Below are 13,133 nucleotides of genomic sequence, written 5' to 3' on the forward strand. Positions count from 1 at the left end.
GGTAAACCCCGATGATCTGCAGGTAAAGAACAAAGGGTTTTTCGCCCGGCTGTTTAAAAGGGTATCCGGATCTGTGCAGGAAGTGCTTTCGAAATATCAAAAGACAAGTGTGCAGATTGACCGTATCAGCAGAAGGCTGGAACATTCTAAAAATGTGCTGTTGAGTGACAATAAATGGTTAGATCAGCTGTACGTCCAAAATAAACAATACTTTTCTGATTTAACTATGTATATAGCAGCGGGTGAATTAAAATTAGATGAGCTGAAAACAAAGCTTATTCCCGAAGTGGCAAGAAAAGCCGAATTACGAAAACACAATCAAATGGCCGCGCAGGAAGTGAATGATCTTCGCCAGTTTGCCGACCGTCTGGATAAGAGGGTGCATGATCTGCTGCTGAGCAGGCAGATTACGCTTCAGAGTGCGCCGCAAATCCGTCTGATTCAAAACACGAATCAGGCACTGGCAGAGAAAATTCAGTCCTCCATTGTTACGGCTATTCCTTTATGGAAGAATCAAGTCGCCATCGCGCTGACGCTTATGAGGCAGCGGAGTGCGGCAGATGTGCAGCAGAAGGCGGCGGATACGACAAATCAATTGCTGCTGAAAAACGCCGAACTTCTGAAAACAAGCACAGTCGAGACGGCCAAAGCCAATGAGCGCGGGCTTGTTGAGGCAGACACCCTCAAAAAAGTGCAGGAAAGCTTAGTCAGCACACTTGAAGAAATCATGTCTATTCAAGAAGAAGGCAGGATGAAACGCAGGCGTGCCGAGGAGGAGCTTGTTATCATGGAGGGCGATTTAAAAAAGAAACTGCTTGATATGAAGTCCGGCCGGGATAATGGCTAGATGGCAAAAAGTCTTAGCTTTAAGTTGGCTCGCAGGCACGATATAATAAGAAAGACAGGCAAAGGATTTGTTTAAAAATGGACACACCTTTATATACAGCGCTGATGAAGCATGCGCACCGAAATACGTATTCTTTTCATGTTCCGGGACATCACAATGGAGATGTCTTTTTTGATGAAGCGAAATCTGTATATCAATCTCTTTTATCTATTGATATGACTGAGATCACGGGTCTTGATGACTTGCATCACCCGACAGGGGTCATTAAGGAAGCGCAGGATTTGGTGAGCAGATTGTACGGCTCTCAGGAAAGCTTCTTTCTCGTCAACGGAACGACCGCCGGCAATCTGGCGATGATTTTAGCTGTTTGTGAACCGGGTGAACCCATTCTGATCCAGCGTAATTGTCACAAGTCTGTTTTCCATGCGGTGGCATTGGCCGGAGCCAAGCCGGTTTATTTGGCGCCGGAAATCGATGAAAACATGCATGTGCCGGCACATGTATCCCTTTCAGTCATCGAAAAAGCGCTGGCGTCATATCCGAACGCGAAAGGACTTGTTTTGACCAATCCGACTTATTACGGACACGCCGCCGATTTGACTGCGGCAGTTAAAAAAGCCCATTCATACGGTGTTCCTGTGCTGGTGGATGAGGCTCATGGAGCTCACTTTGTGTTAGGGCAGCCTTTCCCGCCTTCATCATTGGCTATGGGGGCGGACGCCGTTGTTCAATCGGCTCACAAAACGCTTCCTGCTATGACGATGGGATCTTACTTTCATTTAAACAGCACCCGAATTGACAGAGATCGATTAACTTATTATGTAAGCAGTTTGCAAAGCAGCAGCCCGTCATACCCGATTATGGCATCTTTAGATACGGCGCGTGCTTATGTGCAGGATATTGCTGAAAAAGGGACACTTCCCGTCCATATGGAGCACATTGAGAAAATCAAACGAAGGTTCGCATCAATTTCTTCTATTGAAATAATCGAGCCTTCCGGATATGGGCTGCGGGCGGACCCGTTAAAATTAATACTTCGGTCAAAGCTCGGACATTCCGGCTATTCATTACAACGCATTTTGGAGAGTGAGGGCATTGTTGCCGAGCTGGCTGACGAGTACCAAGTATTGCTCGTACTGTCGATAGGCGGCCGGCGGATGATAGAACAGGCAGCCGTAAGAAACATACAGCAGAAACTGGAGAATACACCGCCCGATAAATTGCCGGATGCCGTGAATTGGACATTTCCGTCCATTTCGACACTTGAATATCCGCAAAATGAGATGCGGAAGTTTACAAAAGAGCCTGCAGATATAAATAAGGCGGCCGGGCGCTTGCATGCGGGGAACATTATTCCTTATCCGCCGGGAATTCCGCTGATCATGGACGGCGAACGGATAACAGAAGAGATCGTACAGAAGCTTTCCCGTTTAATCGGCATGGACGCGCATATTCAAGGCTTGTTAAACGGGGAACAATTACTTGTCTATATAGAAGAGGAGAAATCATGAGCGGTTTATTTATAACATTTGAAGGTCCTGAAGGTGCAGGGAAAACGACTGTGCTTCAGGAACTGAAAGAGATTCTGTCGGCAGAGGGGCTCCCGGTGACAGCGACAAGAGAACCGGGCGGCATCGACATTGCGGAACAGATCAGAGAAGTGATCTTAAATAAAAACAATACACTGATGGATGCAAAAACGGAGGCGCTGCTTTACGCCGCGGCGAGAAGACAGCATTTAACCGAAAAGGTGCAGCCTGCATTGAAAGAAGGGCGCATTGTGCTGTGTGATCGTTTCATCGACAGTTCGCTGGCTTATCAAGGCTATGCGAGAGGGCTCGGCATTGATGAAGTTCTTTCTATCAACCAGTTTGCAATCGGCGATACGATGCCTGATGTCACCATCTATTTTTCTATTGAGCCTGAAGAAGGGTTGAAACGGATTACGTCGAATGATTCAAGAGAAAAGAATCGTCTCGATCTTGAGGCTCTGCACTTTCACACGAAAGTACGGGAAGGATACCAAAAGGTTATGCAGCGTTTTCCGGAAAGATTCCATACAATCGACGCATCGAAAAAGAAGGAACTCGTCATTCAGGACGCACTTCAAGTGATAAATGAAGCATTGAAAAAAATTCAGTTGTGACCTGTTTCTCATAAGTTGCTATAATGAATGTAACGACAATGTTCTTTCCAACCTAAAGGGGGCCTAGAGAATGAAATTAATAGTGGCAGTGGTGCAGGATCAGGACAGCAACAGGCTTTTGAAAGTATTAACCGACCACAACTTCAGGGTGACGAAGCTTGCGACAACAGGCGGATTCCTTAAATCAGGCAATACGACGTTTATGATCGGGGTGGAAGATATCCGTGTCGATAAAGCGCTCAGCCTCATTAAAGAGAATGGCTGTAAACGTGATCAGATGATTGCCCCGGTATCCCCGATGGGCGGGAATGCGGATTCCTACGTTCCATATCCCGTCGAAGTGGAAGTCGGCGGAGCGACGGTCTTTGTCCTCCCGGTCGATGAATTTCATCAATTTTAAGGATTTGACGACGTGAAAATAAATTCTGACTTACGTACATTTATTGAGAAAAAGCAGCAGCCTGCTTATAAAGCGGCAGAGCTTTCCGGAACGTTTAAAAGTTCAATGGACAGCCAAAGCAGCAAGCTGAAATTTGATCAGCTGAGCAGGTTCTTAACGGATATAGAAACGTTCGGGAAAAGGCTGACGAAGTCGAGAAACTTCAAAGACTTAGCGAAGTTCAAAGGATTGGTAAAACGTTTTGTAAAAGAGGCCGTAGACAGCGGATTATCGCATGAGACGGAGAAAAGCTTTGACCTGTACGGCAGCAGCCGGACCCTGGGGCTTGTGAAAGAAATAGATGAAAAACTGCTTCAGCTGACGGAAGAAATGTTAGATCAGGAAAAACCGGCAATTGATTTGCTGGATCGAATCGGAGAAATAAAAGGTTTATTGATTAACCTTTACACATAGAGAGTGATACAATGGCAATATCATGGAAGGAAATGACCGGGCAGCAGCCCAGAGTGATGCGGCTTTTGCATAACAGCATTGAAAAGAAAAGGCTTTCTCACGCATATCTGTTTGAAGGCAAAAAAGGTACGGGCAAATTGGATGCCGCACTGCTTCTCGCAAAAAGCTTTTTCTGCCTTGAAGACGGGACTGAGCCTTGCGGAGAGTGCCGGAACTGTAAGCGTATCGAATCCGGAAACCATCCCGACCTGCATGTGGTTCAGCCCGACGGATTATCCATTAAAAAGGCTCAGATCCAATCGCTTCAGGAAGAGTTTTCCAAAACGGGGCTGGAATCGCATAAAAAGCTGTACATTATATCCCATGCGGATCAAATGACCACAAATGCGGCAAACAGTCTGCTGAAGTTTTTAGAGGAGCCGAGTCAAGACACCATCGCAATTCTGATTACTGAGCAGCTCCACCGAATACTGGATACCATCGTTTCGAGATGTCAGGTTCTCCCGTTCCAGCCGCTTCAGCCGAAAGCCATAGAAGAAAGACTGATTGAACAGGAAGTGAGCCCTCACATGGCCCGGCTCTTAGCAAATATGACAAATAATATTGCGGAAGCAGTCGAATTAAGTCGAAATGATGAGTTTGCAGAGTCCAGAGCGAAAGTGATAAAATTGTATGAAGTCTTACATCAGCGGAAAGGACATGCCTTTTTCTTCATTCAGGATCAGTGGGTGCCCTTTTTCAAAGAAAAAACCCATCAAGAAATGGGTCTTGATATGCTCTTATTGATATACCGTGATGTATTATCCATCCAAATTGGAAATGAAGATAAACTGATTTATCAAGACTTATTCCAATCAATAAAACAGCATGCGCTGCAATTTACACAACAAAGCGTTACGAACCAAATTCTCGCTGTTTTAGAAGCAAAAAAACGGCTTCATTCCAATGTGAATGTGCAGGGATTAATGGAGCACTTGGTGTTAACGTTGCAGGAGGGATAAGCTTGTACAACGTAATAGGCGTCCGCTTTAAAAAAGCGGGGAAAATTTATTATTTTGATCCGAACGGATTTGATATAGAACAAGACAGCTGCGTCATTGTTGAAACCGTAAGAGGTGTAGAATACGGGCAGGTTGTCATCGCAAATAAACAAGTGGACGAGCATGATGTTGTGCTTCCGCTTCGAAAGGTTATTCGCGTTGCTGATGAACGCGATCTTCTCATTGTAGAAGAAAACAAACAGGAGGCCCTGTCCGCTTTTGAAGTCTGTCAGAAAAAAGTGGCTGACCACGGCTTAGATATGAAGCTGGTTGATGTTGAATTTACGTTTGACCGCAATAAAGTCATTTTTTACTTTACGGCAGACGGACGGGTTGATTTCAGGGAATTGGTCAAAGACTTGGCTTCTATCTTTAAAACGAGAATCGAATTGCGCCAAATCGGGGTAAGGGACGAGGCGAAAATGCTCGGCGGTATCGGACCATGCGGGAGAATGCTTTGCTGCTCCACGTTCCTCGGTGATTTTGAACCGGTGTCCATCAAAATGGCGAAGGATCAAAATTTATCGTTGAACCCAACGAAGATTTCCGGTCTGTGCGGCCGTTTGATGTGCTGTTTGAAGTATGAAAATGATGAGTATGAGACGGCAAAAGAACAGCTGCCGGATTTAGGCGAAATGATTACGACGGCAAACGGCCCCGCAAAGGTTGTCGGTCTTAATATTCTGGAACGGGTGCTTCAGGTGGAACTGAAGAATCGTGAAAAAGTGATAGAATATACTTGGGAAGAGCTCTTGGAAGAGGGCGTCGTATCCGCACAAACCACAGATTAACGAGGTGTGGAACCTTGGATAAAAAAGAGTTATTTGATACTGTCATAAACCTGGAGGAACAAATCGGTTCGCTGTACCGTCAGCTGGGTGACTTAAAGCAGCATATCGGCGAAATGATTGAAGAGAATCACCATCTTCAGCTTGAAAATAAGCATTTGCGTAAGCGGCTTGATGACACGACGGAGCAAATTGAGAAGTTCAAAGCCGATCAGAAAGAAACAAAAACACAGAAGGCAGAGCAGAGTGATATAGGAGAAGGGTACGACAATCTGGCCCGGCTGTATCAAGAAGGCTTTCATATTTGCAACGTCCATTATGGGAGCGTCCGCAAGGGAGATTGCCTTTTTTGTCTGTCCTTCTTAAATAAAAAATAAGGAAAAGGCTTCCGCTGATGTCGGAAGCCTTTTTCAAAGAGTGCCGAAAGGAATAAGATTATGGTTTCATTACGTGATGATGAAAGATTGGATTACTTATTAGCAGAGGATATGAAAATAGTACAGAGTCCGACGGTTTTCGCTTTTTCATTAGATGCCGTGCTGCTGTCTAAGTTTGCATACGTTCCGATTCAAAAGGGGAACATTGTTGATTTATGCACGGGGAACGGCATTGTGCCGCTTTTGCTCAGCACAAGGTCAAAAGCCGATATCACCGGAGTTGAAATTCAGGAACGCTTGTATGATATGGCGCTTCGAAGCGTGGAATACAACGGGCTGGGCGGTCAGATCAGTCTCATTCATGATGATCTGAAAAATATGCCGGAAAGACTCGGACATAATAAATATGATGTTGTCACCTGCAATCCGCCTTATTTTAAAACACCGAAAGAGGCGGAGCAGAACCTGAACGAGCATCTCAGAATCGCAAGGCACGAAATCCTTTGCACGCTTGAAGATGTGATTTCCGTCAGCAGCAAACTGCTGAAGCAAGGAGGAAAAGCGGCTCTCGTTCATCGGCCGGGGAGGCTTCTGGAAATCTTTGAACTAATGAAAGCATACCGAATAGAACCGAAACGGGTTCAGTTTATTTATCCGAAACAAGGTAAAGAAGCGAATACCATTTTGGTTGAAGGAATTAAAGGCGGCCGCCCTGATCTCAAAATTCTTCCCCCGCTCTTTGTATATAATGAACAAAATGAATATACGAAAGAGATCCGCACGATTTTATATGGAGACAAATAGTCATTTCTTTTATGTGCTGCTGTGCAATGACAACAGTCTGTATGCCGGTTATACAAATGATCTGCAAAAACGGCTGAAAACCCACAATGAGGGAAAGGGCGCGAAATATACAAGGGCGAGAAGGCCGGTTTCGTTATGCCATGCGGAATCATTTGAAACAAAACGGGAAGCGATGCAGGCGGAATACCGTTTTAAGCAGCTGACCCGAAAGAAAAAAGAGCAATATATAGAAGAAAAACGACGCAGCAAGGAGGCTGTATATGTTAAGACGTCAGATGAGTTTTAACGGAAAATCTGAAATGGGGACTCTGTACCTTGTTCCTACACCGATCGGCAATTTGGAGGACATGACCTTTCGTGCAGTAGAGACGCTGAAATCGGCCGATGTCATAGCTGCCGAAGATACGAGACAGACGAAAAAGCTGTGCCATGTTTATGACATAGAAACATCTCTCATCAGCTATCATGAACATAATAAAGAAAGCAGCGGCCATAAAATCATTGAATGGCTGAAAAGCGGAAAGAATGTGGCATTGGTCAGTGATGCCGGTATGCCGACAATTTCCGACCCGGGGGCTGAGATTGTGAGAGATTTCACCCAAATCGGCGGATATGTCGTGCCGCTTCCGGGTGCAAATGCGGCATTAACCGCGCTGACTGCATCAGGGATCACCCCGCAGCCGTTTTTCTTCTACGGATTCTTAAACAGACAAAAAAAAGAAAAGAAGAAAGAACTCGAAATCCTGCAAAAACGGCAGGAAACGATGATATTTTACGAAGCGCCGCACAGATTAAAAGAAACATTAACAGCAATGCATGACGTTTTGGGTAATCGAACCATCGCCGTCACGAGGGAATTAACGAAAAAGTATGAGGAATTCATCAGAGGAACCATCGCCGAGGTGCTTGAATGGGCAAATGAAGATCAAATCCGCGGTGAGTTTTGTCTCGTTGTCGAAGGCAATCAAGGCGCTGAACCGGACGAAGAGGAAAAGCCTTGGTGGGCGGAGCTTTCTGAGAAAGAACATGTGGAGCATTACATAAATGAAGGATCTTCTTCCAAACAGGCCATAAAACAAACAGCGGTAGATCGGGACGTACCGAAACGCGAGATTTATGACGCTTATCACATTCAATCATAAAAAAAACCGTTCTTGTGTCATAACAAGAACGGTTTTTGTATGAAATAGCTTATTTTTGGTTTTGAAGCTGGTTTTGAATTTCAGAGATGATTTGCTCAGCGCCTTCTTTGCTGAGTACCAATTTGCCGCCGGCAAGTTTAAGGTTATCATCAGAAACTTCACCAGTTACTTGGCAAGTCATGTTTGGTTTATATTTTTTAAGGATGATTTTTTCATCATCAACATAAATTTCAAGAGCGTCTTTTTCTGCGATGCCCAGTGTACGGCGAAGTTCGATAGGGATAACGACGCGTCCAAGTTCATCAACTTTACGTACGATACCAGTAGATTTCATTAACAGTCTCCTCCCGAGAGATAATTATTTGTAGTTTATATTTTTCTTCGTCATTATTCGACAAAATTCCTTACATTCCTAGCATAACAAGGTTTCCAATAATCGTCAATCTTTTTGTTTGCTATTGTTTGTAAGAATTAGTTCTTATAGTAAGTAAAGCCTTGGAAATCCTGAAATAACAGGCTTTTTGACTGCTTTTTCGAACCTATTATCCTACTGAAAATCCTTTTAAATCAAGACTTTCGAACCAAGATGTTTTATATTAGTAGATTATATACGACAAATTTCGACATGTTAAGACTTTTTTTAATTTCAATAAAAATTTTTAATTTTATTTACTCTTTTACGCGCAGTACGTATATATCCTTGATCTTAAAGGCTAAGATGGTATCATAGATAGAGGACAAATATCAATATTGTATATCAAATAAAACCGCTCTCGTCCTTTGGGCGTGAGCTTTTCGACATTCTGAATGGGAGGTTGCAACATGCCGCAAGACAATAATACTTTTTATATTACGACCCCGATATATTATCCGAGCGGAAAATTACATATCGGCCATGCTTATACTACCGTGGCCGGCGATGCGATGGCGCGTTACAAAAGATTAAAAGGATTTGACGTACGCTACTTAACCGGAACGGATGAGCACGGACAGAAAATCCAGCAGAAAGCGGAGGAAGAGAATATCACGCCTCAAGCTTATGTGGATCGCGCAGTTGCTGAAATCCAAAAGCTATGGAAGCAGCTCGACATTTCTCACGATGATTTCATCCGGACGACGGAAAGCCGGCACAAAGAAATTATCGAGAAAGTGTTTCAAAAACTTCTTGATAATGGTGACATTTACCTGGATGAGTATGAGGGCTGGTACAGCATCCCTGATGAAACATTCTATACGGAAACACAGCTGGTGGATGTGGAACGAAATGAGAAGGGTGAGGTTGTCGGCGGAAAAAGCCCTGACAGCGGCCACCCGGTCGAATTAATCAAAGAGGAGTCATACTTCTTCCGCATGAGCAAATATGCAGACCGCCTGCTGAAGTTTTATGAGGAAAATCCTTCTTTCATCCAGCCTGAATCACGCAAAAATGAAATGATTAACAACTTCATTAAACCGGGGCTTGAAGATTTGGCCGTTTCCAGAACGACGTTCGACTGGGGCGTAAAAGTACCGGGAAATCCGAAGCATGTCGTGTATGTATGGATTGACGCACTGTTCAACTATATTACAGCGCTCGGTTACGATACGGAAAATGATGAGCTTTACAAAAAGTACTGGCCGGCTGACGTCCACCTTGTCGGTAAAGAAATTGTCCGTTTTCATACCATTTACTGGCCGATTATGCTGATGGCGCTTGATCTCCCGCTGCCTAAGCAAGTATTCGCGCATGGCTGGTTATTGATGAAAGACGGAAAAATGTCGAAATCAAAAGGAAATGTCGTTGATCCGGTAACGTTAATTGAACGCTACGGCTTGGATGAACTTCGCTATTACCTGCTTCGCGAAGTACCGTTCGGTTCAGACGGTGTCTTTACGCCGGAAGGTTTCGTAGAACGGATTAATTATGACTTGGCGAACGACTTAGGAAACCTTCTGAATCGTACAGTCGCAATGATCCAAAAATATTTTGACGGCGAGATTGGTTCATATGAAGGAAATGTGACCGATTTTGATTCAGAGCTTTCTTCCGTAGCAGGTGAAACGGTTAAAGCTTATGAAAAGGCAATGGAAAACATGGAGTTTTCAGTCGCTTTATCAACGCTATGGCAATTAATCAGCCGTACGAACAAATATATTGATGAAACTGCTCCGTGGGTGCTTGCTAAAGATCAGGAAAAAGAAAAAGAATTACGTTCTGTCATGTATCATTTAGCTGAATCATTGCGTATTTCGGCCGTATTGCTACAGCCTTTCTTGACGCAGACGCCTGAAAAAATGTTTGCCCAGCTCGGAGTTGAGGATCAGTCTCTTAAAGCTTGGGACAGCATTCAGACATTCGGCCAATTGAAGAATGTGAAAGTGAAAAAAGGGGAACCGCTTTTCCCTCGTCTTGAAGCTGAAGAAGAAGTAGCTTACATCAAGCAAAAAATGCAAGGAACTGCTCCTGCTAAAGAAGAAAAGGCGGAAGAGCCGCAAGAAGCAGAGCGTCTTCCTGAAATTACGTTTGATCAATTTATGGATACAGAACTTCGCGTCGCAGAAGTCTTGTCCGCAGAACCGGTGAAAAAAGCAGATCGGCTGCTGAAATTGCAAATTGATCTGGGCTTTGAACAGCGCCAAGTTGTATCAGGTATCGCGAAGCATTACACACCGGATCAGCTTGTGGGAATGAAGATCATCTGTGTAACGAATTTAAAACCGGTAAAACTGAGAGGCGAGCTTTCTCAAGGAATGATACTGGCGGGAGAATCGGACGGCGTTCTCAAAGTTGTAGCTGTCGACCAGTCATTACCGAAAGGCACTCGAATTAAATAATAGGGGCAAAAGGTGTTTCACGTGTAACATTCCGTCGAACACCTTTTGTTTTTCAACAAGAAAGGAGTTTTTATGATGCTTTTTGATACACATGCGCACTTAAATGCCGAGCAATTTGACACAGACTTAGAGGAAGTCATTGCGCGTGCAAAGGCTGAAAAAGTTGAACGAATTGTCGTTGTCGGATTCGACAAACCCACTATCACGCGTGCGATGGAGCTGATTGAGGAATATGACTTTATATACGCTGCGATCGGCTGGCATCCGGTAGACGCAATTGACATGACAGAGGAAGATTTATCATGGATTAAGGAACTGTCCTCTCACGAAAAAGTCGTGGCGATCGGAGAGATGGGCCTTGATTACCACTGGGATAAATCACCAAAAGACATTCAGAAAGAAGTATTCCGGAAACAAATCGCTCTCGCCAAAGAAGTGAACCTTCCAATTATCATTCATAATCGTGATGCAACGGAAGATGTTGTCACAATTTTGAAAGAAGAGGGAGCGGAAGAAGTCGGCGGCATTATGCACTGCTTTACGGGGAGCACGGAGGTTGCACGGCAGTGTATGGATATGAATTTCTATATTTCATTCGGCGGACCGGTTACCTTCAAAAATGCGAAGAAACCAAAAGAAGTAGCAAAGGAAATTCCGAATGACCGTTTGCTGATTGAAACGGACTGTCCTTTCCTGACACCGCATCCTTTCCGCGGCAAACGAAATGAGCCAAGCTACGTAAAATATGTTGCTGAACAGCTCGCTGAATTAAAAGGGCTGACATATGAAGAAATTGCCTCAATTACAACCGAAAACGCAAAAAGACTTTTCCGCATGAACTGACAGAATGCGCTGTCATAACGTGTAAAAGTTTGTCCGATTCAGTGGATATGTAAAACGGTTCTACAAGCTTCCTTCTCCTCATAAGATAGGTTGTCGATATGTCTCTCTTCCTTTTTTTGCTTTGTTTTTGCATAATGAGGGATACGCTGAAGGTTTTTCATCTTCAAGATGGGAGGGTTGACAGCATTTTAGATACTCTATATAATCTCTCCGAGGAGAAGGAGGCGTTTTTCATCACACAAAAAATGAAAAAACTGTTTTCCGTAAAGCTTGGTAAAAGCAAGGTTATTCTGATTGCAGCTATTATTCTGCTGGGCGGAACCGGGACTGCATACGGGGCACATGAGCTCTCAAAACAATCAGTTTCTGTTTCCATCAACGGCAAGAAAAAGCAAATACGCACTCATGCAAAAACGGTTGGGGAACTTCTGGAAGATTTACATATAGAGACGAGAAATGAAGACCGGATTACCCCGTCTAAGCAGACAGCATTGGCAGACAACATGAATGTCGTGTATGATGCTGCAAAGCAGATCCGTGTGACAAGAGGCGGAGAAGAAAAGACTTTATGGTCAACGGCAAAAACAGTCGGCGCATTTCTGAACGAACAGCATACACCTGTGAATCAGCACGATAAAATAGATCCAGCAGCAGATACGAAAGTGACAAACGGCATGAAAGTCACGGTCGACCCGGCTTTTCAGGTCACTGTAAATGATGCGGGAAAGAAAAAGAAAATATGGACGACTTCGACTACGGTCGCTGACTTTTTAACGCAGCATAAGATGGACATGAAAGACGAAGATAAAGTAAAACCGGCATTACACGAAAAGCTCACAAAAAATCAGGCCGGCATACAAATCACTCGTATCGAAAAAGTCACCGATGTAGTTGAGGAAAAAATAGCGTATCAAGTGAAAGAAAAAGAAGATGCGTCTCTCGACAGCGGGAAAGAAAAGATCGTTCAAAAAGGAAAAGAAGGCAAACTTAAAAAGCATTTTCATGTTGTCAAAGAAAATGGAAAAGAAGTATCAAGAAAGCTTGTCAAAGAAGAAACATCTGAAAAAAGCAAAGATCAGATCATTGCGGTCGGCACAAAGCGGCACAGTCCCAAGATTGAGCAGCTCAGTGCACCTGTGAAGGCATCTTCGGGCGAAACCGGATCTTCCGGTAAAGTGATTACCGTGTCTTCCACGGCTTATACCGCAAGCTGCAGCGGCTGTTCCGGCCAAACGGCTACAGGCGTTAACCTGACAAGCAATCCGAATGCCAAAGTCATTGCGGTAGACCCAAGCGTCATCCCGCTCGGCACAAGAGTCCACGTAGACGGATACGGGGATGCCGTGGCCGCTGATACAGGCTCAGCCATTAAAGGAAGACGGATTGATGTCTTTTTCCCTGAAAAATCTTCAGCTTACCGCTGGGGAAAGAAACAGGTCAAAATAAAAATCTTAAATTAATTCCGATTCATTCAGAGGG

The 13,133-nt window shown here is 44.2% G+C and carries 15 protein-coding genes (1 of these 15 running past the window's edge); 14 read left to right on the plus strand and 1 reads right to left on the minus strand.

The window, feature by feature from the left end:
- The 11 genes from L3V45_RS00195 to rsmI all read left to right on the plus strand — a co-directional run.
- Window positions 1-847, plus strand: the 3' portion of a protein-coding gene (locus L3V45_RS00195; RefSeq protein ID WP_236837212.1) for a toxic anion resistance protein. Its footprint begins 272 nt before the window's first position; 847 of the gene's 1,119 nt are visible here — the last part of the coding sequence; the start codon falls outside the window, past its left edge; its stop codon occupies window positions 845-847.
- Window positions 848-924: 77 nt separating this feature from the next.
- Complete coding sequence (locus tag L3V45_RS00200; RefSeq protein ID WP_015388791.1) at window positions 925-2,358, plus strand: aminotransferase class I/II-fold pyridoxal phosphate-dependent enzyme; 1,434 nt, start codon at window positions 925-927, stop codon at window positions 2,356-2,358.
- A complete protein-coding gene (gene tmk, locus L3V45_RS00205; RefSeq protein ID WP_004264737.1) occupies window positions 2,355-2,993 on the plus strand; it encodes a dTMP kinase in 639 nt (212 codons plus the stop codon). Before L3V45_RS00200 ends, tmk begins: the two co-directional genes overlap by 4 nt.
- A 70-nt stretch (window positions 2,994-3,063) precedes the next feature.
- Window positions 3,064-3,393 (plus strand): cyclic di-AMP receptor DarA, encoded by a 330-nt coding sequence (gene darA, locus L3V45_RS00210; protein WP_004264734.1) that lies wholly within the window; start codon window positions 3,064-3,066, stop codon window positions 3,391-3,393.
- Window positions 3,394-3,405: 12 nt separating this feature from the next.
- Complete coding sequence (locus tag L3V45_RS00215; protein ID WP_004264730.1) at window positions 3,406-3,846, plus strand: YaaR family protein; 441 nt, start codon at window positions 3,406-3,408, stop codon at window positions 3,844-3,846.
- A gap of 11 nt (window positions 3,847-3,857) precedes the next feature.
- Window positions 3,858-4,847, plus strand: a complete 990-nt coding sequence (gene holB / locus L3V45_RS00220) for a DNA polymerase III subunit delta' (RefSeq protein ID WP_007409919.1) — start codon at window positions 3,858-3,860, stop codon at window positions 4,845-4,847.
- 2 nt (window positions 4,848-4,849) lie between these two features.
- Window positions 4,850-5,677, plus strand: a complete 828-nt coding sequence (gene ricT, locus L3V45_RS00225) for a competence/sporulation regulator complex protein RicT (protein WP_004264723.1) — start codon at window positions 4,850-4,852, stop codon at window positions 5,675-5,677.
- Between the two features lie 14 nt (window positions 5,678-5,691).
- A complete protein-coding gene (gene yabA / locus L3V45_RS00230) occupies window positions 5,692-6,051 on the plus strand; it encodes a replication initiation-control protein YabA (protein ID WP_004264720.1) in 360 nt (119 codons plus the stop codon).
- Window positions 6,052-6,111: 60 nt separating this feature from the next.
- Window positions 6,112-6,855, plus strand: coding sequence for a tRNA1(Val) (adenine(37)-N6)-methyltransferase (locus L3V45_RS00235; RefSeq protein ID WP_004264717.1), 744 nt, complete (start codon window positions 6,112-6,114; stop codon window positions 6,853-6,855).
- Complete coding sequence (locus tag L3V45_RS00240; protein WP_004264714.1) at window positions 6,842-7,141, plus strand: GIY-YIG nuclease family protein; 300 nt, start codon at window positions 6,842-6,844, stop codon at window positions 7,139-7,141. The genes L3V45_RS00235 and L3V45_RS00240 overlap by 14 nt, the downstream gene beginning before the upstream one ends.
- Complete coding sequence (gene rsmI / locus L3V45_RS00245; RefSeq protein WP_236837213.1) at window positions 7,116-7,997, plus strand: 16S rRNA (cytidine(1402)-2'-O)-methyltransferase; 882 nt, start codon at window positions 7,116-7,118, stop codon at window positions 7,995-7,997. Before L3V45_RS00240 ends, rsmI begins: the two co-directional genes overlap by 26 nt.
- 49 nt (window positions 7,998-8,046) lie before the next feature.
- On the opposite strand, the gene abrB is transcribed toward rsmI, so the two are convergent.
- A complete protein-coding gene (abrB, locus tag L3V45_RS00250) occupies window positions 8,047-8,337 on the minus strand; it encodes a transition state genes transcriptional regulator AbrB (RefSeq protein ID WP_169510469.1) in 291 nt (96 codons plus the stop codon).
- Between the two features lie 482 nt (window positions 8,338-8,819).
- On the opposite strand from abrB, the gene metG reads away from it, so the two are divergent.
- The 3 genes from metG (at window position 8,820) to L3V45_RS00265 (ending at window position 13,114) form a co-directional block, all read left to right on the plus strand.
- Complete coding sequence (gene metG / locus L3V45_RS00255) at window positions 8,820-10,811, plus strand: methionine--tRNA ligase (RefSeq protein WP_044052728.1); 1,992 nt, start codon at window positions 8,820-8,822, stop codon at window positions 10,809-10,811.
- A gap of 75 nt (window positions 10,812-10,886) precedes the next feature.
- Window positions 10,887-11,654: a TatD family hydrolase gene (locus L3V45_RS00260; protein ID WP_004264700.1), complete on the plus strand. Its 768-nt coding sequence runs from the start codon at window positions 10,887-10,889 to the stop codon at window positions 11,652-11,654.
- A gap of 134 nt (window positions 11,655-11,788) precedes the next feature.
- Entirely contained in the window at window positions 11,789-13,114 is a 1,326-nt protein-coding gene (locus L3V45_RS00265; protein ID WP_236837214.1) for a resuscitation-promoting factor, read from the plus strand.
- Window positions 13,115-13,133 lie beyond the last annotated feature (19 nt).

It is taken from the genome of Bacillus sp. R45, assembly GCF_021729365.1.
In the GTDB taxonomy this organism is placed as follows: Bacteria; Bacillota; Bacilli; order Bacillales; family Bacillaceae; genus Bacillus; species Bacillus velezensis.

What these genes read in the sequence shown, in the direction of transcription:
- L3V45_RS00260 (WP_004264700.1), top strand. Translation starts at nt 10,887, where the DNA reads ATGCTTTTTGATACACATGCGCACTTAAATGCCGAGCAATTTGACACA.
- L3V45_RS00265 (WP_236837214.1), top strand. Translation starts at nt 11,789, where the DNA reads ATGAGGGATACGCTGAAGGTTTTTCATCTTCAAGATGGGAGGGTTGAC.
- holB (WP_007409919.1), top strand. Translation starts at nt 3,858, where the DNA reads ATGGCAATATCATGGAAGGAAATGACCGGGCAGCAGCCCAGAGTGATG.
- tmk (WP_004264737.1), top strand. Translation starts at nt 2,355, where the DNA reads ATGAGCGGTTTATTTATAACATTTGAAGGTCCTGAAGGTGCAGGGAAA.
- metG (WP_044052728.1), top strand. Translation starts at nt 8,820, where the DNA reads ATGCCGCAAGACAATAATACTTTTTATATTACGACCCCGATATATTAT.
- rsmI (WP_236837213.1), top strand. Translation starts at nt 7,116, where the DNA reads ATGTTAAGACGTCAGATGAGTTTTAACGGAAAATCTGAAATGGGGACT.
- L3V45_RS00240 (WP_004264714.1), top strand. Translation starts at nt 6,842, where the DNA reads ATGGAGACAAATAGTCATTTCTTTTATGTGCTGCTGTGCAATGACAAC.
- L3V45_RS00200 (WP_015388791.1), top strand. Translation starts at nt 925, where the DNA reads ATGGACACACCTTTATATACAGCGCTGATGAAGCATGCGCACCGAAAT.
- L3V45_RS00235 (WP_004264717.1), top strand. Translation starts at nt 6,112, where the DNA reads ATGGTTTCATTACGTGATGATGAAAGATTGGATTACTTATTAGCAGAG.
- darA (WP_004264734.1), top strand. Translation starts at nt 3,064, where the DNA reads ATGAAATTAATAGTGGCAGTGGTGCAGGATCAGGACAGCAACAGGCTT.